Raw genomic sequence first — 19,643 nt, 5'->3', positions numbered from 1 at the left:
TTTGGTTCCCTCAATTTCTTTTAGAAAACCAGCTTGCTTTACAGCATTACATTAGAACAACGATCCTTAAGCCAACTTAAAAATTTCTCCATCACCTCTCTGGTATTCTTTAGGGCTTAATCTTGAAGCATGCCATGAATTTACTCACGATACTTAGAGATTATTTCTATCGTTCAGTGAATTGCACATTAAGCTCTTTTTTTATTATAATCATTATGATATACATAGTCAATGGAGTGAAAAACATAAAATTCATAAGCATATTTGAACATTTTTGTTCCATATAAAAAGCTCACAATAGTCAAATACTATCATGAGCTTTATTTTAATATAGCTTAGCCCCGGCAGGAATGCGGTCATCTACCATCAGAAGATTTAAACGTTCTTCGCCATCTTCCTTATGAATCGCTGAAATGATCATACCACAGGAATCAATTCCCATCATCTTACGAGCAGGAAGATTTACAATGGCAATCAATGTCTTACCTACCAATTCTTCAGGTTCATAATATTCATGAATACCGCTTAGAATCGTACGATCTTCTCCACTGCCATCATCCAATACAAATTCAAGCAGTTTCTTGCTCTTCGGTACTGCACGGCACTCTTTTACCTTTACTGCACGGAAATCAGACTTGCTGAAGGTATCAAAATCAACATAATCCTTGAATAATGGTTCAATTTCTACCTTGGAAAAATCAATTTCAGGCAAACTTGCTTTTGGCTGAGATGCTTCGGCTGCGCTTGCTTTATGTGCGCTCTTGGCTCCACCCACTAATTTCATGTGTGGGAACAAGAGAACCTCGCGAATCGTTGACTGATCTGTCAATAACATTACCAGCCGGTCGATACCCACACCGACACCACCGGCAGGAGGCATACCATATTCCAAAGCCTCTACATAATCAACATCCATTTCACAGGCTTCGTCATTTCCTTTATTCTTTTCTTCGACCTGCTTTTCAAATCTCTCACGCTGATCGATCGGATCATTTAATTCAGAGAATGCATTTGCATACTCATGTCCGCAGATGAATAATTCATAACGATCTGTAAAACGTGGATCTTTTAGATTTTTCTTTGCCAATGGTGATATTTCCACCGGATGACCATATACATAGGTTGGCTGGATCATCTTTTCTTCGCAGTATTTTTCAAAGAATAAATTGATGATATGACCAACACCTGTATGATGTGCCTCTACTTCAATATCATGTTCTTTTGCCAATGCCTTTGCTTCTTCATACGTCATCGGCTTCCAGAAATCAACACCACATTCTTCCTTGATGGCATCGACCATATGAATACGCTTGAATGGTGCCTTTAAAGAGATGGCCTGTCCCTGATATGTAATTTCAGTCGTGCCCAAGGTTTCCATAGCAACATAGCTCATCATACCTTCGATCAGATCCATCATACCTTCTAAATCACTGTAAGCAACATAGGCTTCTACTGTTGTAAATTCCGGATTATGCGTTGCATCCATACCTTCATTTCTAAACAAACGGCCGATTTCATAAACACCTTCCAGACCACCTACAAGCAATCGCTTCAATGGCAATTCAGTTGCGATGCGCAAATAGAAATCCATATCCAACGTGTTATGATGCGTTATAAACGGACGAGCATTGGCACCGCCTAAGATTGGCTGTAAAACAGGTGTTTCAACTTCGATCAATCCCTTACCGTCAAAATAACGCTGAACGGCACGGATGATCTTTGGACGCATCAAAGCAACTCTTCGGGAGCTTTCATTCATGATTAGATCGACATAACGTCTGCGATAACGTTCCTCTACATCCACCAAGCCATGATATTTTTCAGGCAATGGACGTAAGGCCTTTGTCAGATGCGTATAAACCTCAGCCTTGATCGACAGCTCCCCATGATTTGTTTTCATCACGATCCCTTCGATACCGACGATATCTCCAAGATCCGCTTTTTTGAATACATCAAACATCTCATCACCGATCATATCTTTGCGGACATAGATCTGGATCTGTCCATCAATATCCTGGATATGCATAAAGCCTGCTTTCCCCATCAGACGCTTCGTCATGATCCTTCCGGCAATCTTTACTTTTTGATGTAATTCTTCCAATTCCTCTTTTGTCTTATCTTCAAATAATTCACGGATCTGACCCGACTTATGTGTCCGGTCATAACGTTCACCAAAAGGAAGGATACCCTTTGCTTCCAGATCCTTTAGCTTCTCACGGCGGACGATTTCCTGTTCCGTCAAATTTAACTCATGATTTTCCATTCTTTCCCTACCTTTCCAGCCAATTCCAGTCATCATTTTCCAAGGAATTTTTATAATTTACCAAGATGTCTTGAAATTCATCCAATGTAGACATCATCGAAATTTTTTCTTTCACTCGGTGTGAATACTTCAATGATTTCATATACCACGCCGCGTGTCCTCGCATTTCCTTCATGCCGACTCTTTCACCCTTTAATTCACATAGGCTTACAGCATGATTATAAGCTAAATCAAACTTTTCTTCAACACCTGTATCCTGAATAATTTCACCCGTTTCCAAATAATGAACACAACGCTGGATCAGCCACGGATCACCCAGGACACCTCGGCCGATCATCACCATATCACAGCCGGTTTCTTCCAGCATAGCTATCATATCCTCCACACTGCGAACATCACCATTACCGATCACAGGTATTTGAACCGCTTCTTTTACTTTTTTGATATACGACCAATCCGCCTTACCTTCATACATCTGTGTCTTTGTGCGCCCATGAAGCGCAATTGCACTGACCCCTGCGCTTTCAAGCTTCTTCGCCAATGATACACAGTTCTTAGATTCGCTGTCCCATCCGATACGCATCTTGACCGTTACCGGTTTTTTCACATGCTTAATGATCTCATGCATCAGTTCAGCCGCATACTCTTCATCCCTCATCAAAGCACTGCCGGCATTCGATTTTACGATCTTATTTACCGGACATCCCATATTGACATCAATGATATCACAGTCTGTCCGGGTATCCAGAAATTTTGCCGCCTGTACCATGCTGTCGATATCATGACCAAAGATCTGCATCGTTAAGGGATGCTCATCCTCCAATACTTCGGTCATTCCCAACGTTTTTTTATTCTCAAAACAAATGGCCTTATCAGAAACCATCTCTGTATAAACCAGCCCTGCCTTAAACTGTTTGCATATCTGACGAAAAGCAGGATTGGTGATCCCTGCCATCGGTGCGATCACGACAGGATTTTCAATTTCTACATTTCCGATTTTCATTTTTCTAATTCTCTTAACTCTTCTTCCGTAAACTGATAACGGGTATTGCACCAGTGACAGACGATCTCACAGCCATGATCTTCCTCGATCATCGCTTGCCTTTCTTCATGACTCAATGTCATTAAAGCCTCTTTCATATGCTCCTTTGAACAATGACATTCGAATCTGATATCCTGATGACTTAAAATAACCGCATCATCAAAGGTTTCTTTAATTATTGCTTCACAGCTCTTTCCTTCATGGATCAGCTGTGACATCGGTTTGATCTGTTTTAAGATACCTTCCACCTTTTCAATATCTTCTTCTGTCGCATTCGGCAGCATCTGGATCAGCATCCCTCCTGCGGCACTGACTGAATTATCAGGTTCTACCAGTACCCCTAAAGAAACAGCACTTGGGATCTGTTCACTTGCCGTAAAGTAGTAAGCAAAATCATCACCGATCTCACCTGTCTGCAGCTGTACGGTTCCCGCAAAATCATCCTTCATTCCTAAATCCTTGATGACCTTTAACGTTCCCTGATTACCGACAGCCACTCCGACAGCCAGCTTGCCCGTATCATTATATGTATAAAACTGATGCGGATCACCCACAAAGCCACGCACATTGCCATTGGCAAAGCAATCCACCATGATCGTTCCGATCGGTCCTCCGCCATTGATCTGGATCGTTACCTTTTCATTTTCATTTTTCTGCATGCTGCCCATGATAGAGCCAATGCTTAATACTCGTCCCAAAGCTGCTGCCGCTGTTGGCCAGCAATCATGTCTTCTTCTTGCTTCTTCACACAAATTGGTCGTGGAATCCACGATCACACGTACCCTTTCTCCACACACCAATGCTTTTACTAATTCATCTTTCATACCTGCTCCTTGACTTAGAAAAGGTGCATCACTGCTGCACCTTTTAATTATTCTTCCGGTGTAACAGGGTCCTGATCTTCCCCGTCATCCACCACGACATTTCCTTCAATTTCAGTTGTTGGTGTCGTTACCATTCCTTCTTCATCGATCTCGATCGTTTCAGAATTCGGGACATGATCCAAGCTGTCCACCACTTCAACACCGTCACTAACTTCCGTAGAAGGCTTTTCTTCAATATTTTCCTCAGGCTTTGTCAGCGTACCATATTTCACCAGATTCTTGATCTGTTCACTCGTCAGCGTTTCTTCTTCGATCAGCTTACCGGCAATCAGATCGATCAGATCACGGTTTTCCATGATGATACGTTTACAATTTTCGTAACATTCATTAATGATACGACGTACTTCCTTATCAATTTCAAATGCAATCTCACTTGAATAATTTGCACTGTTGCTTGAATAATCACGGCCTAAGAAAACATTTCCGGAATCATCTGCATACTGGATCGGCCCCAATTTGCTCATACCATAAGAACGAACCATGGCTTTCGCAATCTTCGTTGCCTGCTGGATATCATTGCTGGCACCGGCACTGATTTCATTGAAGACCACTTCTTCACAGACACGGCCACCAAGATAACCCGTAATCTGATCCATGAAGTCCTTTCTTGTCGGGAACATCTTTTCTTCTTCCGGAAGCATCAGATTGTATCCACCGGCATGGCCTCTTGGAATGATCGTCACTTTTTCTACGATATTTGCTCCTTCAAGCTTCAGACCGATGATCGCATGTCCTGTTTCATGATAAGCCACCAGACGTTTTTCACTGGCAGAATATTTCTTGCTCTTCTTAGCCGGCCCCATCATGACACGGTCAATGGCCTCACCAAGATCTGCCATCGTAATTTCCTTACGATTTTCACGGACAGCTAAGATAGCACCCTCATTCAACACGTTTTCAAGATCGGCACCTGAGAATCCCGGACATCTTTTCGCAAGATCCTCCAAAGATACATCTTTCGCCAGTTTTTTATTTCTGGCATGTACTTTCAGAATCTCTGTACGTCCGCGCTTATCCGGCAAGCTTACCGTTACCTGACGGTCAAAACGTCCTGAACGCAATAAGGCAGGGTCCAATACATCCGGACGGTTGGTAGCCGCAATGATCACGATTCCGTTATTCTGCGTCATACCATCCATTTCCACCAGCAATTGATTCAGCGTCTGTTCACGCTCATCATTGCCGCCGCCCATACCGGCACCTCTTTGACGTCCTACCGCATCAATTTCATCGATGAAGACGATACATGGAGCTGCTTTCTTGGCACTCTTGAACATATCACGTACACGGCTGGCACCGGTACCGACAAACATTTCCACAAAGTCAGAACCTGATATCGAGAAGAACGGTACATCCGCTTCACCGGCAACCGCCTTAGCCAGCAACGTCTTACCTGTTCCCGGAGGACCTACCATCAGGATTCCCTTAGGAATACGTGCTCCCATATCAGAGAATCGCTTAGGATCCTTCAAATAATCGATAATTTCCTTAACTTCTTCTTTTTCCTCTTCACATCCCGCTACATCATCAAAACGAACCTTTACATCCGATTCAACACGATGTCTGGATTTTGTAAATTCAAAGGCCTGCTTATTGCCGCCGCCTTGCTGCATCACCTTAGAAAAAAGATAAAAGGATACACCACCCAGCAACAAAAGCGAACCGATCGGCATGATCAACTCGATCCATCGTGACGTATTAGACGGATCCGAGATCGTTACCGAATTATTTCCTTCATTAAGAACCTCCTGCAGCCACTGAATATTTGCCTCAGTATTCGGAACGCTCGTTGAGAAAGAAACATCCTGTCCGTTTTTCTCATAGACACCTGTTACACTAACGATCACACTACCAACTGAAATATTGACATCTTTAAAAGTCATCTTTTCTGCCTGATTCAAAAAGGCATTGGTAGCTAAATACTCCGTATTGTTGAATCTCGAAACACTCGTTAAACTTAAAAATACAAACAGAGCTAAGATATAAGGAATAACATTAATAATCCTTTTCCTGTTCATTTAGCTTTCCTCACTTTCATCTACTGATAACACTCGTCTTTTAACACTCCTACATAAGGCAGGTTACGATATTTCTGATTGTAATCCAGACCAAATCCGATTACAAATTCATTTGGAACCTTAAAGCCGACATAATCAGCCTCAATATCCACAACTCTCCGATCCGGTTTATCCAGAAGCGAAACGACACGCACTTCACTTGCACCTTTATGCTTCAACAGGCGTTTTACCTCCTGAACGGTCCTTCCGGTATCTATAATATCTTCCACTAAAAGCACAGGTACTCCCTTTACCGAAGAGCGAAGATCCAGATTCACCTTCACATCACCGATCGATTCCGTTCCCTCATAGCTGGATACATCCATAAATTCATAACAGATATCCATATCCAGATACTTGACAAGCTCTGCCAAGAAAGGAACGCTTCCTTTTAGAAGTCCTACTACCAATGGAAGCTCATTTTTCTTTTCATAGTCTTTTGTTATTTCTTCACCAAGCTCTTTGCAGCGTCGAACAATTTCTTCTTCGCTGACTAAAATCTTCTTTACATCCTTATGCATCAGCACATCCTCCAAAACGATATAGCTATTTTATCACAAAACAATTTGGTTTGACAGTATAATGTTTCACATCACACCCTATTTTAGGCACTAAAACAACATTTCCCACAGAATTCACAACAACAGGGTAACTTTTCCGCTCTTTATGTGATATTTTTCTGTCAATAAAGAAACGATTCAGCTTCTTTTTCCCAAATCGCAGCTCGATCTGATCCCCCTCTTTCGGCGAACGTATCGTAATCGGAAAATCCTCAGCCGACAAAGTCACAGCTTCTACGCTGCTGCCATTTTTACGGATCTTAAAATATTCGCAATCAAACTCTTCGATCTTATCAAAGGTATAAGCATACTCAATATCTCTTACAAGCTGTAAAACATCATAGCTTTTCATAAGCTTACAATCATCAATATCAAACTCATAGCGGCTCTCATCCTTTAGGATGGTTTCACAGATGCTTCTTATTCTTCTTTCGCTCAAGGAATAGCCGACACCCTGATGATTCAGCCATGCACGCAATACATCCTGAGGGTGCTTTAACTTTTTAAACTTCTCAATCGGCAGATCCTCTCCAAGCTCTTTTGCGATCCTTTCGATTTCCTTCTGATATTGCTGCATCTCAGCATTACGTCTGTTGATTTCAGTAAGGACCTCCTGCCGTTTTGTTTCATCCCAGGTATCTACGACCTCTCTTCTTAAGCGATTGCGCAGATAATCATTACTAAAGTTGGATTCATCCTCACCAAAAGGTACCTCATGATCATAACAATAATTGTAACAGTCCTTTTTGCTCATGTTTAAAAGAGGTCTTTCAATCACGACGCCATGATGCTTCACCTTCGCTGCCAAGCCATAAACCAAAGGGATGCTTTTACGCCGGCACTGCATCAGATACGTTTCAAACAGATCGTCCTGCTGATGAGCCACCAAAACGCTGTCACAGTTTTCCTGCTCACAAAGCTCTTTAAAAAACTCATAGCGGAAGCGGCGGGCATAAGCCTGAAAATTCCCCTTATAGTGTGGATCACAATAACGTACAAAAAAAGGAATCTGATACCTTTCACAATACTCTCGTACAAGATTCTCATCTCTTTTCGCAGATTCTCTTTTCTGATAGTTGACATGAGCAACAATAATATTCATTTTTTTGCGGATACACTGATCTAACAATGTCATCGAATCACATCCGCCGGAAACAGCCACACAGTATTTATTCATAGTATGATTATACCACAATATCACTGTACTTTCGCAAGTAAAATGGTAGAATCATCACTTCGCTTATTTTCTTTCATGATTTCCACAAAGCTCTCCACTTCTTTACGGGCACTTTGATCCTCACTGTTTTTCATCCAACGCAAAATTTCTTCCACATTGACCCCATCACTGCTCATGACAAACCAATCTCCCTTTTCCACTTCGACATGAATATGATCGACATCAATATGAGCCACGATACCGATAGGCAACGAATTCCCCCATATCGCAAACAATTCCTTATTCCGTATGAGATAAGTCGGATTTGCCGCTGATTTACATATGACAACGCTTTTCTTATAACGGTCAAATGACAGCACATCACATGTAGCATAGGCATCGCTCAATAAAAGCTTGTTAATACAGTTCATGGCTTCGATCTCATCAATATTCGAAAAGATCATCCGTTGAAAAAGATTAACGATACACTTCGATATCTTGCTCGCCTCTTTACCGCTGCCCATGCCATCACTGATCAGACAATAAACGTTACGTGAATGATGAAAGATCGAAAAAGAATCCCCACAGCAGGCCGTAGGCGCATGATCTGCATAAGCATCAATATGGATCGGTGGTGTAGATATAAATTCCACATGCAGAACGCCCGGATGAAGAAAGGACTGCCGGCTTGACGAACACTCCACCGGTGTCGGCAGGATATGATTTAAAAGCGGCAGCAAGACCTCCTTTACCTCACTGCTGCCGAAATGGGTCAACAGGCACTCTATTTGAATATGTCCGCTGTCATTCACCTCAACATTAATTTCTTCATATCCGATATCATAGCCTTCTAAAATAGAAAGTACCTGATTCCGTATAAACTCCGCCGAATGATCATCCTGCATGCATTTTTTAGATGTATAATGAAGCGCCTTCGACATACTTTTCAAAAAATTAGATTCTACATTCGACACACTTTCATAATAAGTACCTAAATGATCAAAAATCAATGAAAAGTGCATCAATTGCTTATGTAGAAAAGCATTTGAATTTGAAGCATGAATTTCATCCAAAACCGGTATCCCTTCTTTACTTAAAAGAAGCAGAAAGACCAGATACAGTCCCAATATCAACAATTGTTCAAGCTGTTGCACCTGACTCATGAACAAACCAGCATATACAAGGATCATCAGCCCCAGCTGTTCTTTTAAAAGCGATAATAAAAATATATAGACAAACATTTCAAAACTGATTGCAGGAGCAATCAGATTCAAAAGAAAGAAACTTGTGATACTGATCAGCGGAGAACACCCAAAACAGATAAAAATCAAACCTAAGGTCATGAATACATCCACATATCCGCTCATATACTGAATTATCATACAGACAATGCCAATAGCCATCAATGAATAAACCGGTGAAGGCATACGCGTATCCTTTTTCATCCATTCAAACGATTTCATGGTTTCATGATAATAGATCATTTGAATCACGAAAAAGCTGAGGGCTATCCTAAGATCACTCGTATTAAAATAGGCAATACTAAAAGAACATAAGGCTACATAAAGCTTTGAAGCATTCACCATATTTCCCCTGCATAACCGTATGAAATAAGCAAATAAATGATAACCGACAACAAAGATCCAGAATTGTACAAAAGAAAGCGGCGAGAACAGATAAAGCAAACATGTCGGCATCAAAAAAGCAAGCTTTTCCCTTGTCGATTGCATGAACACATATGGAAATATCGCAATCAATAGCTGCAATGAAAACGAAAAGGTCATGATCAGACCTATGATCAAAAAGAAAAATGGCTTCCAATCTATCTTAACAGCCTCACGCTGTGCACTGAGTGTTCTCATACAAATCCCCCTTGTCTGCTACTATAAAGGATAAACAAAGGATACCTTGTCGAAATTACTCCAAAATCAAACTTTTGAACCTGTTTTTAATATCTATGAAAAGCTTTGAGCTAGTCGGCACATGTGCTTTCACATCAATGATACGGGCCGTATTAATAAACTTCGCGTCATTCAGAAATAAAACCGACTCCTTATATAATCCATCAATCGTTCCCAAAGGGAATAAATATGTACCGTCACTTGTCAGCGATTTTTTATAGGTCCGCTCATTGCTCGTCATCGGAATGATCAAGGCCTTGAAATGCACGATAGCAATCACCAATCCGAAATGCTGATAACCGGCTTCATAAAGATAAGCCTGTCCGAAATCCGTATAACAGATATCTCCGGGTTCGATCGTCAACCCTAACGCCTTTGATGAAGGAATATTACGCCGTGTATTATAATTTTTTTCACTCACCAGGCGCTGAACTCCTTCCTTATAGGTAATCTTGGCATATTCATCTTTTTTTTCCTCAATGAACCAATCCCATAGCTTTTCCCATTCCTGTTGGATCACATTCTCCTTCTGGCTGACACACACATCATAAAATGCTTCAATATCTTTCACTTGCATATTAAATACCTCCTACTATTTAATATGCACACAAATTCGATTTTTCCCAAAAATTCATAAAACTTTTTTCATTTTTTTAAAAAACTCAACGCAGAATACCATCCGCCCTTACTTTTTCTTAAAAATATAGAGAAATATCAGCACGATGCCAACGATCACCATGCCTACACCAAGACCCATGAACATACCAATAATAAAGTTTTGAAAATAAGAACCTGTATCATTTCTTGAAATAAAAACCAAAATAAGTCCCAAAACAAATAAAACTAGTCCATATAACATTTGTTTATTCTCATCTAATTTACTATTCATACGAACCTCCTTACTTTTCAATCCACATATTCATACCTGTGATCATTTTTGAATATGGCAGATATTCAATATCAGCCGCAACATCATATCCATTCTTATTCTTCACCTGTTCATAAAGCTTTTCTCCTTCTTCATAAGCTTCATAAGAAATATCAAACTTCACTTGTTCACCCTCTTGGCTATCACCGGTTAACTGAGTGACCACTGAATCAGCCATATTGTTAGAATAAAAGTGTAAATTATCCAGATGGATCATGTACGGTGTTTCTACATAAGAAGCATCCAGAAGCGGACAAATGACTTCCCTATATCCCATAAATCCTCAGTCACAATCAAAATCAATGATAAAAGAATCGTTGAGAAGGTAATCCTTAATCGGACCATCCCCAGCAAATATAAAGCTGTCACAAATAACGATAAACAAACTAAGATCCAAAAAGGAAGTGACATATATTGACAAACAATACGATCACGTACAAATAAGTGAGCAAGCATCATGACAATCAAACTGATCAATACAAGTATTCCCCCGGTTTGAATAAGATGCTGCCATTTCTTTACCATCATTTTCACCACCTGTCTTCAATCATATACATCTTATGTGATCATTATAGAAAATGACGGTAAAACAAAATGACTCATTTTGTTAAGTCTATGTAAAAGTTTTATATAAGAGGCTTTTTCCAACATTCAATTACATAAACTTTACAGACTCTTCACCGGCTAATAAAGGTTATTTAACTCAGGTATCATATAATATTATTAATGAGAAGGTGACAATATGGAAAAAATCATTCTTTATGGAAGCAAATACGGCAGCAGTCGAAAATACGCAGAAATGCTTTCCGCATCATGCAATATCAAAACGATTTCTTATGAACAGGCATCCCATTTAGAAAATATGGATAAGATCATATATATTGGTTCTTTATACGCAGGCGGTGTTTTTGGCTTATCAAAATTCTTACGCCGATTTACGATCAAAGATCATCAGCAATTCTTTTTGATTACTGTCGGACTCGCAGATCCTAATATAGAAGAAAACAGGATCCATCTTCGACAAACACTAAGAAAACAATACGGTCATGATTTTTTTGAGCGCTCTAACATTTTTCACCTGCGAGGTTCGATCGATTATCAGCAGCTATCTTTTAAAGACAAAACACTTATGACATTGCTTTACAAAAGCCTTTCTAAAAAGCCGGCAGATCGGTTGTCAACCGAAGATCGTGCATTGATCGAAACCTATGATAAAAAGGTTGATTTCATTGATTACGATGCTTTAAGACCTATCATTAGGGAGATTCAGATATGAAAATATTAAAGATCCTATTGATCGGACTCATCACGACCATCCTTCACCTTTCCATAAACCTTTTCTTTCCTATGAACGCTCAAAGCCAACTGCTTCCCAGCCAATTTGTCATCAATGGCACCCTGCCAATTCTTTTTTCATGTTATGGGTTATTGGCCTATTCTTTGATTGCTTCCATGTTTTTACTCGTTTCAAAGAAGCTGACAGGTCAAAAACTTTTTCAAGGAATAGAATTTGGTTGTTTTTGTGCTGTGATATGGTGCGTATATCTTTTAGAACCATTGCCCCATCTTACATTACCTGATTGTATTTTCTGTTCGCTGGCAAATGCGCTGATACTGATCATCATGGGAGCAATGTGCGGCATGCTGCTTGGTGAAAATAAAAAGAAGCAATCACAGAAATCTCATGTTTCACTTCTTTCGCTCTTAACGATCATGAGCTGTTTTATCTTGATGCGTTATGTTCTTTATTTATTTTATGATATCTATTCTTCTTTTGATGAATATCCGCTTACTACCCTGTGGTGGTGCATATTCAGCAGCTTTATCATTGCCTGTGCCATCACATGGACCAACAATTGTCTTGATGAGAAAGATATATTGAGGCGTTCATTCATATCAGGTGTCATTCTTTTTGGAATGAACATCACACTTTTTAATTTTTTTATACCGCTTATCTTCAAGATCAATGTCGCAGATTTGATACTGCGTACGATCAGTGATACAACGGCAATTACGATCGGTTGCATGATTTCTCAAAAAGCGGCGTCTTTTGTCGTCCAGAAAGGATAAGAGGATAAAGCATCCTATCCCTATTCTCAAAGAGGATATAGGCTTTATTCCAAAAAAAATGCAAGATGATCGATCTTGCATAAATATATATTATCGAGCTAAATATCCACCGTCTACCGGGAAAATGGCACCGCCTATATAATCACTGGCATGTGACGCTAAAAAGATGGCTGCCCCTTTCATATCGTTGCCATTGCCCCAGCGCTTTGCCGGTATTCTCTCTGTAATAGTCGCAAAGCGTGGATTTGCGGGATCCAGCAAGGCTTTGTTCATTTCTGTTTCCATATATCCGGGAGCAATCGCATTGACATTGATTCCCTTGGTCATCCAGTCATTGGTCAGTTCCTTGGTCAGCTGGGCAATGCCTCCCTTGGAAGCAGAATACGCCGGTATCGTCTGGCCTCCGAAGAATGAGTTCATGGAAGCAATCAAGATGATCTTGCCATAGCCTTTGGGTATCATCACTTTTGCTGCCAATTGACAAAGGATAAATACTGAAGTCAGATTGACAGAGATGACATCATCCCATTCATCAAGCGGGAATTCTTCCGCACTGTGACGACGCTGGATACCATGGGATGTTAAGAGAATATCTAAATCGCCGCCTAATTTATCCAGACATTCCTGAAAAACACGATAAATTTCTTCTCTGTTGCTTAAATCTCCTTTTACGCCATGGCATTTATAACCACGGTTACAGAAATCCTGAGCGACTTCATATACCTTATCACTTGTGCCAACAATAGCTACTTCACAGCCCGCTTCCAGATAGCCCTCAGCCATGCCATAGCCAAGACCTCGGGTACCACCGGTTACGATCGCTTTTTTTCCTTTGATATCAAACAGATCCATTTTCATCACTCCTCTTTCATATAGCCGCCCTTCATCGGGGAAACCGCTCTTTCTGAAAAGAGCTTTAAGACACCGCTTTTATATTTTACAGGGTGTGGTACATAATTTTTTCTTCTCTTTTCTAATTCAGCTTCTACCTCTTCCATGGACATTCTCTTTCCATGAATGCCTACGATCTGAAGAAGCCGCTTTGGAATATTGACCTCAATCAGATCACCTTCTTCAACAAGGGCAATCGGTCCGCCTTCAGCCGCCTCTGGTGATACATGCCCGATAGCCGGCCCCTTGGAAGCACCCGAGAATCGGCCATCTGTGATCAAAGCAATCGAAGCCCCTAATTCCGGATCGCTGGCAATTGCCTCAGTTGTATAAAACATTTCCGGCATGCCGCTTCCCTTAGGACCTTCATATCGAATCAGGACTGCATCATGAGGTTTGATCTGATGGGTCAATACCGCATGGATCGCATCTTCCTCACAATCAAACGGACGTGCTGTCAGCACAGCTTCAAACATTTCTTTCGGTACGACCGTATGCTTGACAACGGCTCCTTCCGGTGCCAGATTTCCCTTTAAGATAGCAATACTGCCATCATTACCAAAGGCATGATCAAAGCTGCGGATCACATCTTCCCGTTGTAAATGGACCTTTTTCAGATATGCATCGCATTTATCATAAAAACCGTTCTTTTTCAACTCCTCAAGATTTTCACCTAATGTCTTACCGGTAACGGTCATGACATCCAGATGAAGCATGCTTTTAATTTCCTCCATGATGCGCGGCACACCGCCTGCATAATAGAAATATTGTGCCGGCCAGCGTCCTGCCGGACGAATATCCAATAGATAATGTGCCCCACGATGCAAACGATCAAACGTATCACTATCGATCTGGATACCAAATTCCTTGGCAATTGCCGGTAAATGCAACAGCGAATTGGTCGAACCGGAAATGGCCGCATGGACCATGATCGCATTTTCAAAGGATTTGAGAGTTACGATATCTTTTGGCTTTAAATCATGTTCTGCCAGCCATACGGCCTGTTCTCCGGCTTTTTCAGCCATCTCACGCAAATCAGGGCTTGTTGCCGGCATCAAGGCACTGCCCGGAAGCATCAGGCCTAAAGCCTCTGCCATGATCTGCATCGTTGAAGCCGTTCCCATAAATGAACAGGCTCCACAAGACGGACAGGCATGATGCTTATAATAATCCAGTTTCTCTTTCGTAATTTCACCACGTTCATACATGGCACTATACATGCCGATCTGTTCAAGCGTCAAAAGATCAGGTCCGGCATCCATGACACCACCGGTAATCATGATCGAAGGAATATTGACACGGGCAAGTCCCATAAGATGCGCAGGCATCCCTTTATCACAGCTGGCAATGAAAACACCACCATCAAACGGTGTCGCATTCGCATGGATCTCGATCATATTCGCGATCATATCTCGGGATACCAATGAATAATTGATGCCGTCATGACCCTGTGATTCACCATCACAAATATCTGTCGTAAAATAACGGGCTCCATACCCTCCTGCCTTCTTAATTCCCTCACGCGCCTTTTCTACCAGTTCAAGCAGATGCACGCTTCCCGGATGGCTGTCACCAAAGGTACTTTCCACAAGTATCTGCACCTTGCCAAGATCCTCCAGCTTCCATCCGCTTCCTAATCGCAGTGGATCTAATTCAGGTGCAATCTCACGTAATTTCTGACTTTTCAGCTTCATCATGTTACTCCTTTTTATAAGACATAAGACATCATACGTCTAATCAAATCATACGCTTCTTTTCATACTTCGTCAACCTTCTTTCATCATCTCATCCATCTTCTCTTTATTATATTTAAGATGCTGTTCCATAGCCTTTTTAGCGGCCTGTGAATCATGATCAGCAATGGCATTTACAAGCAGCTGGTGCGTTTCAATCGTTTCCCTCATCAGACTTTTATTGGTCATATGGATAAAGAAGGATATCCCTGTTTGCAGCACCGGTATGATCGTTGAAACAACACTGTTCTGACTCAATTGTGATATCAAAGCATGAAATTGGATATCCTTTTCCAAATAATCCTGACCTTTCGCAATTGATTCTTTTATCTCATCAGCAATTTTTTGAAGCTCAGCGACCCCCTCCTCATCTGCCTTCTCTGCCGCTAAAGCCGCCATGTTCGGTTCGATCATCATACGCAGTTCATACAGATCATACGCTAATTTCTTTTTATCAGAAACAAACGCAAAACCTAAAGGATCATCGATCTTTCCCGGATTTTGGCACACAAAAGTCCCACATCCCCTTTTAATTTCTAAAACATGACGTGATACAAGTATCTTAACAGCTTCTCTGATCGTTCCTCGTCCTACATGAAGCTGCTTTGCCATCTCAAATTCATTGGGAAGCTTATCTCCTTCTTTCAATTCCTTATCTTTAATTAAAGTAATGATCTGTTCAGCCACTCTTTCAGGCAACAGTTTTTTTTCATTTTGAAGTGATTCCAGCATGACCTACCTCCATGTTATAAACAATATACAAAAAGAACAAGATTACTTCTTGTTCTCCTTTTTCATTTTCAAAAAATTCACGATACTTGTCATCGGATGGAACCATGAAGCAATCATCTGAGTTTTTTCAAGGAATATCTCACAGACGACCAGTTCAATGAACAACAGCAATAAACCGATATCTTTATTTAAGATATAAATATAAGCCACGATTCCCGAACAGATCGTCACCGCATATAAAATCAGCACCGTATTTTTATGACCAAATTTCCTCATCAACACATGATGTAAATGATTCTTATCAGCCTCATCGATCTTCTTCCCGCTCAGCTTCCGGCGAATGATCGCACTCAACGTATCAACAATAGGAACACCGCACATCAAGATAGGTACACCTAAGGTAATGAATGTCGAAGATTTAAAACCGATCAAAGATATCGTGGCAATCATAAATCCTAAGAAAAGTGCCCCGCAATCTCCCAGAAATACTTTGGCAGGATAAAAATTAAAAATTAAGAAAGCAGCCAATGAACCTGCAAGAATCAAAGAAATATGCATGATATCCGGACGGTTATCAATAACACCTAACGAAGCAACCACAACTAAAATGATCAATGAGATACCATCCGCAAGACCATCCAGTCCATCAATCAGATTGACCGCATTCGTAATACCCGTCAGCCAGAAAAAAGTCACGATCGTAGATACGAAGCCCATATCAATAACGATTCCCAGCGGTAAAAAAATCTTATCCAGAGTTATATTCCCATAAAATATAACGATCAAAGAAGCAACAACCTGAAAAGCAAATTTTTTCTTTGGCGAAAGATCAACCAAATCATCGATCAAACCGCCAAAAAACATGATACTGGCTCCGAGAAGCATTCCTCGTATCTGCGTATCTGATTTCATAAAACATGTCATTGAAATCATAAAGGCTACATATATCGCAACCCCGCCGATCCTGGCAATATTTTTCTTCGTATGAATCGTCCGTTCATTGATCTTTGCATAAGCATCGATATATTTAGCGATCCATATGACGAGTGGCGTTGTAACCAAAGTGATCACAAACGGTAAGATCAGATATTTCAGCCATTCCATAATAGCCTCTGATTAACCGACGATATGTAAATTTTCTAACAAAATGCCTGTTCCTTCAGCAACGCACTTCAAAGCATTTTCCGCAACATAAACCGGAATATGCAATTCATTTCTCAACAGTTCATCAATACCATTGAGCAATGCTCCACCACCAGTCAGCACGATACCACGCGTAACGATATCACTTGCCAGTTCCGGCGGTGTCTTTTCAAGCACTGTACGGCAGGCACTGACAACGCTCTGTAAAGAATCTCTCATCGCTAATTCAAGCTCTTCAGAAGTCATCAAAATAGAAGTTGGCAGACCTGTTACAAGGTCACGGCCGCTTACTTCCATCGTTTCCGTCTTAAAGCCTTTCCAAGCTGTTCCGATATTCTTCTTTAATTCTTCAGCTGTGCGATCACCGATCAACAGCTTCTTCTCATCTTTGACATATTTGATGATATCACGATCCAGCGTATCACCTGCAATCTTTAACGAAGTGCTGGTCACGATCTCACCAAGTGAAAGTACCGCAACATCTGTCGTACCTCCACCGATATCCAATACCATGTTACCACTTGGTTTGGAAATATCCAGACCGGCACCAACGGCAGCCACCTTTGGCTCTTCTTCAATATAAACCTTTTTCGCACCTGCACGATAAGCGCAGTCACGAATAGCATTTCTTTCAACGCTGGTAATATTGCTTGGGCAGCAGATCAAGATAGTCGGGCGCTGGAACATGCCCTTTAACTGTAATTTCTTTAAAAAGAAGTTCAACATGATCTCTGTAACTTCAAAATCCGCAATGACACCATCTTTTAAAGGACGGATCGCTAAAACCCTGCCCGGTGTCCTGCCGAGCATGTCTTTGGCTTCCTGTCCGGCAGCCAAACATTTCTTTGTATCCGCATCAATCGCCACCACGCTTGGTTCATCAATGACAATTCCCTGTCCTTTAACATATATCAGCAGGTTGGCAGTACCTAAATCGATTCCAATCTCTTTTGTAAATAAACCCATACGAATCCTCCTAAACTTACGCAGTTACATTATATCACATTTGAGTAAAAGGAAAAGGCAAATATTTCAAAAATAGTACCTCCTCATAGAAGTACTATTCAAATTTAAATATCGTATTCGGGTCTACACGAACATTATCTTTTTCTACTACTAAATGAAGATGATTCTTCAAAGAAGCCTGATAAATATTCGTAGTGGCCACTCCGATGATATCACCCTGGGCAACACGATCACCCTTTTTCAGTGTTATCTTATCAAGCGACTGATAAGTAATGATCAGATGATCGCTTTGAATACGGATCCCATTACCTAAAAGCGGATCAGAAGTCACTTCAAGCACTGTACCATTAGCGGCACTCAACACTTCAAAAGCTTCACCTGAATTTGAGATATCAACACCTTGACTTGGACGAAATACACCTTCAAACTCAACGATGCTCACGATATCACTGGATTCACCATCAAAGTAATCGACTACTTTTTTTCCATTTTTATAAGGAAGTATGATCGTATCTTTCACTTCGGCCGTCGGCTCTTCCTGTTTATCTTCTTCCTTATCCGGAAGCTTTAATACCGGAAAATCACTGAATACCGGAATTGTCTGATCGGGCATCATTGTCTGATAAGCTACTACCCCTGCTACTAAAACTGCCAATACTCCAAGACTTACATAAAACCTTCTTTTTGCTTTTTTATTTTTTCTTTCATAAGCTATCATATGTTCACCTCACTTTGAGTATGCCCATCTATGAATCACTTATTCACAATTTCAACGCCTTGATAATAATGCTTTAATATTTCGATATAATCATAGCCTTCCAAAGCCATGCCCTGGGCACCATACTGACTCATGCCGACGCCATGTCCGCTTCCCCATGTTGTAAATATGATTCCCACCTCATTCCTTTCTATTTGAAAGCTGGATGACGAAAGCTCACACATTTCTCGAACAGCTCTTCCCGAATAGATCTTATCATTTACACGTACTTCCTTGACATAATCATTCTCATAATGTGAAATTATTTCCATGGAAATAAAAGCTTCCTTAAAAATTTGAGATAATTCATCAAACGTAAAGGCTTTTGTACGTCTATTATCTTGTTTGATATCATCATAATGAGAATCTACACTAACTAAATAAGGATAAGGTGTTGTCCAATAATCCTCGGAATTATTGGTCTTGCCATTACTGGATGAAAAAAAATAAGCATGAATGATCTGTTGGTCATAAACTAATACCTGCCCTTTTGTAGACACGACAGCTTCTTTGATCTTCGCAAGATTCATATCATACGAATCCTGCCATTTTTCTTTTAA

Annotated in this window: 20 protein-coding genes; 2 read left to right on the top strand and 18 right to left on the bottom strand. The window is 40.7% G+C overall.

Annotated features, from left to right (window positions below):
• Nucleotides 1–325: 325 nt before the first annotated feature.
• The 11 genes from lysS to Q0K35_RS00600 form a co-directional block, all read right to left on the bottom strand.
• On the bottom strand, nt 326–2,263 hold the full coding sequence (gene lysS / locus Q0K35_RS00650) for a lysine--tRNA ligase (protein WP_294560656.1): 1,938 nt from the start codon (nt 2,261–2,263) through the stop codon (nt 326–328).
• A 7-nt stretch (nt 2,264–2,270) separates the two neighbouring features.
• Entirely contained in the window at nt 2,271–3,266 is a 996-nt protein-coding gene (gene dusB, locus Q0K35_RS00645; RefSeq protein ID WP_294560654.1) for a tRNA dihydrouridine synthase DusB, read from the bottom strand.
• Nucleotides 3,263–4,129 carry an Hsp33 family molecular chaperone HslO gene (hslO, locus tag Q0K35_RS00640; RefSeq protein ID WP_294560653.1) on the bottom strand — a complete coding sequence of 289 codons (867 nt, stop codon included), beginning with the start codon at nt 4,127–4,129 and terminating at the stop codon, nt 3,263–3,265. The genes dusB and hslO overlap by 4 nt, the downstream gene beginning before the upstream one ends.
• Nucleotides 4,130–4,176: 47 nt before the next feature.
• Entirely contained in the window at nt 4,177–6,207 is a 2,031-nt protein-coding gene (gene ftsH / locus Q0K35_RS00635; RefSeq protein WP_294560651.1) for an ATP-dependent zinc metalloprotease FtsH, read from the bottom strand.
• 20 nt (nt 6,208–6,227) lie between these two features.
• On the bottom strand, nt 6,228–6,767 hold the full coding sequence (gene hpt / locus Q0K35_RS00630; protein ID WP_294560649.1) for a hypoxanthine phosphoribosyltransferase: 540 nt from the start codon (nt 6,765–6,767) through the stop codon (nt 6,228–6,230).
• A 25-nt stretch (nt 6,768–6,792) separates the two neighbouring features.
• Nucleotides 6,793–7,983, bottom strand: a complete 1,191-nt coding sequence (gene tilS, locus Q0K35_RS00625; RefSeq protein ID WP_294560647.1) for a tRNA lysidine(34) synthetase TilS — start codon at nt 7,981–7,983, stop codon at nt 6,793–6,795.
• Between the two features lie 20 nt (nt 7,984–8,003).
• A complete protein-coding gene (locus tag Q0K35_RS00620) occupies nt 8,004–9,824 on the bottom strand; it encodes a SpoIIE family protein phosphatase (RefSeq protein WP_294560645.1) in 1,821 nt (606 codons plus the stop codon).
• Nucleotides 9,825–9,879: 55 nt separating this feature from the next.
• Nucleotides 9,880–10,440 carry a hypothetical protein gene (locus Q0K35_RS00615; protein WP_294560643.1) on the bottom strand — a complete coding sequence of 187 codons (561 nt, stop codon included), beginning with the start codon at nt 10,438–10,440 and terminating at the stop codon, nt 9,880–9,882.
• 108 nt (nt 10,441–10,548) lie between these two features.
• Nucleotides 10,549–10,752 carry a hypothetical protein gene (locus Q0K35_RS00610; protein ID WP_294560642.1) on the bottom strand — a complete coding sequence of 68 codons (204 nt, stop codon included), beginning with the start codon at nt 10,750–10,752 and terminating at the stop codon, nt 10,549–10,551.
• A 10-nt stretch (nt 10,753–10,762) separates the two neighbouring features.
• On the bottom strand, nt 10,763–11,068 hold the full coding sequence (locus tag Q0K35_RS00605) for a hypothetical protein (protein ID WP_294560640.1): 306 nt from the start codon (nt 11,066–11,068) through the stop codon (nt 10,763–10,765).
• The gene (locus Q0K35_RS00600) at nt 11,020–11,319 is read right to left on the bottom strand and encodes a hypothetical protein (RefSeq protein ID WP_294560638.1); all 300 of its coding nucleotides are present in this window, start codon (nt 11,317–11,319) and stop codon (nt 11,020–11,022) included. The genes Q0K35_RS00605 and Q0K35_RS00600 overlap by 49 nt, the downstream gene beginning before the upstream one ends.
• 214 nt (nt 11,320–11,533) lie before the next feature.
• On the opposite strand from Q0K35_RS00600, the gene Q0K35_RS00595 reads away from it, so the two are divergent.
• Both Q0K35_RS00595 and Q0K35_RS00590 read left to right on the top strand, forming a co-directional pair.
• On the top strand, nt 11,534–12,067 hold the full coding sequence (locus Q0K35_RS00595) for a flavodoxin domain-containing protein (protein ID WP_294560636.1): 534 nt from the start codon (nt 11,534–11,536) through the stop codon (nt 12,065–12,067).
• A complete protein-coding gene (locus Q0K35_RS00590) occupies nt 12,064–12,861 on the top strand; it encodes a hypothetical protein (RefSeq protein WP_294560634.1) in 798 nt (265 codons plus the stop codon). The genes Q0K35_RS00595 and Q0K35_RS00590 overlap by 4 nt, the downstream gene beginning before the upstream one ends.
• Nucleotides 12,862–12,951: 90 nt before the next feature.
• Here Q0K35_RS00590 and Q0K35_RS00585 read toward each other — a convergent pair whose 3' ends face one another.
• The 7 genes from Q0K35_RS00585 to Q0K35_RS00555 all read right to left on the bottom strand — a co-directional run.
• Nucleotides 12,952–13,713 carry an SDR family NAD(P)-dependent oxidoreductase gene (locus Q0K35_RS00585; RefSeq protein ID WP_294560632.1) on the bottom strand — a complete coding sequence of 254 codons (762 nt, stop codon included), beginning with the start codon at nt 13,711–13,713 and terminating at the stop codon, nt 12,952–12,954.
• A gap of 5 nt (nt 13,714–13,718) precedes the next feature.
• Nucleotides 13,719–15,446, bottom strand: a complete 1,728-nt coding sequence (gene ilvD, locus Q0K35_RS00580; protein ID WP_294560630.1) for a dihydroxy-acid dehydratase — start codon at nt 15,444–15,446, stop codon at nt 13,719–13,721.
• A 72-nt stretch (nt 15,447–15,518) separates the two neighbouring features.
• Nucleotides 15,519–16,217 carry a FadR/GntR family transcriptional regulator gene (locus Q0K35_RS00575; RefSeq protein ID WP_294560628.1) on the bottom strand — a complete coding sequence of 233 codons (699 nt, stop codon included), beginning with the start codon at nt 16,215–16,217 and terminating at the stop codon, nt 15,519–15,521.
• 42 nt (nt 16,218–16,259) lie between these two features.
• Nucleotides 16,260–17,321: an MraY family glycosyltransferase gene (locus Q0K35_RS00570; RefSeq protein WP_294560626.1), complete on the bottom strand. Its 1,062-nt coding sequence runs from the start codon at nt 17,319–17,321 to the stop codon at nt 16,260–16,262.
• Nucleotides 17,322–17,333: 12 nt separating this feature from the next.
• Nucleotides 17,334–18,326, bottom strand: a complete 993-nt coding sequence (locus Q0K35_RS00565) for a rod shape-determining protein (protein WP_071440839.1) — start codon at nt 18,324–18,326, stop codon at nt 17,334–17,336.
• 94 nt (nt 18,327–18,420) lie between these two features.
• Entirely contained in the window at nt 18,421–19,044 is a 624-nt protein-coding gene (locus Q0K35_RS00560; RefSeq protein ID WP_294560622.1) for a M23 family metallopeptidase, read from the bottom strand.
• 35 nt (nt 19,045–19,079) lie between these two features.
• The coding region (locus Q0K35_RS00555) for a SpoIID/LytB domain-containing protein (RefSeq protein ID WP_294560620.1) at nt 19,080–19,643 on the bottom strand (564 nt) is incomplete at its 5' end.

Origin of the sequence: uncultured Traorella sp., from assembly GCF_944327115.1 — a bacterium.
Classification (GTDB): domain Bacteria; phylum Bacillota_I; class Bacilli_A; order Erysipelotrichales; family Erysipelotrichaceae; genus Traorella.
The sequence above is the reverse complement of the archived record's forward strand: the minus strand, read 5'-3'. Positions and strand labels throughout refer to the sequence as shown.

Bases quoted from the DNA above. Each gene is read 5' to 3' on its own strand.
- Q0K35_RS00595 (WP_294560636.1), top strand. From the start codon at position 11,534: ATGGAAAAAATCATTCTTTATGGAAGCAAATACGGCAGCAGTCGAAAA.
- lysS (WP_294560656.1), bottom strand. From the start codon at position 2,263: ATGGAAAATCATGAGTTAAATTTGACGGAACAGGAAATCGTCCGCCGT.
- Q0K35_RS00610 (WP_294560642.1), bottom strand. From the start codon at position 10,752: ATGAATAGTAAATTAGATGAGAATAAACAAATGTTATATGGACTAGTT.
- Q0K35_RS00605 (WP_294560640.1), bottom strand. From the start codon at position 11,068: ATGGGATATAGGGAAGTCATTTGTCCGCTTCTGGATGCTTCTTATGTA.
- Q0K35_RS00560 (WP_294560622.1), bottom strand. From the start codon at position 19,044: ATGATAGCTTATGAAAGAAAAAATAAAAAAGCAAAAAGAAGGTTTTAT.
- Q0K35_RS00565 (WP_071440839.1), bottom strand. From the start codon at position 18,326: ATGGGTTTATTTACAAAAGAGATTGGAATCGATTTAGGTACTGCCAAC.
- Q0K35_RS00620 (WP_294560645.1), bottom strand. From the start codon at position 9,824: ATGAGAACACTCAGTGCACAGCGTGAGGCTGTTAAGATAGATTGGAAG.
- tilS (WP_294560647.1), bottom strand. From the start codon at position 7,983: ATGAATAAATACTGTGTGGCTGTTTCCGGCGGATGTGATTCGATGACA.
- dusB (WP_294560654.1), bottom strand. From the start codon at position 3,266: ATGAAAATCGGAAATGTAGAAATTGAAAATCCTGTCGTGATCGCACCG.
- Q0K35_RS00600 (WP_294560638.1), bottom strand. From the start codon at position 11,319: ATGATGGTAAAGAAATGGCAGCATCTTATTCAAACCGGGGGAATACTT.
- Q0K35_RS00615 (WP_294560643.1), bottom strand. From the start codon at position 10,440: ATGCAAGTGAAAGATATTGAAGCATTTTATGATGTGTGTGTCAGCCAG.
- hslO (WP_294560653.1), bottom strand. From the start codon at position 4,129: ATGAAAGATGAATTAGTAAAAGCATTGGTGTGTGGAGAAAGGGTACGT.
- Q0K35_RS00570 (WP_294560626.1), bottom strand. From the start codon at position 17,321: ATGGAATGGCTGAAATATCTGATCTTACCGTTTGTGATCACTTTGGTT.
- Q0K35_RS00575 (WP_294560628.1), bottom strand. From the start codon at position 16,217: ATGCTGGAATCACTTCAAAATGAAAAAAAACTGTTGCCTGAAAGAGTG.
- Q0K35_RS00585 (WP_294560632.1), bottom strand. From the start codon at position 13,713: ATGGATCTGTTTGATATCAAAGGAAAAAAAGCGATCGTAACCGGTGGT.
- Q0K35_RS00590 (WP_294560634.1), top strand. From the start codon at position 12,064: ATGAAAATATTAAAGATCCTATTGATCGGACTCATCACGACCATCCTT.
- ftsH (WP_294560651.1), bottom strand. From the start codon at position 6,207: ATGAACAGGAAAAGGATTATTAATGTTATTCCTTATATCTTAGCTCTG.
- hpt (WP_294560649.1), bottom strand. From the start codon at position 6,767: ATGCATAAGGATGTAAAGAAGATTTTAGTCAGCGAAGAAGAAATTGTT.
- ilvD (WP_294560630.1), bottom strand. From the start codon at position 15,446: ATGAAGCTGAAAAGTCAGAAATTACGTGAGATTGCACCTGAATTAGAT.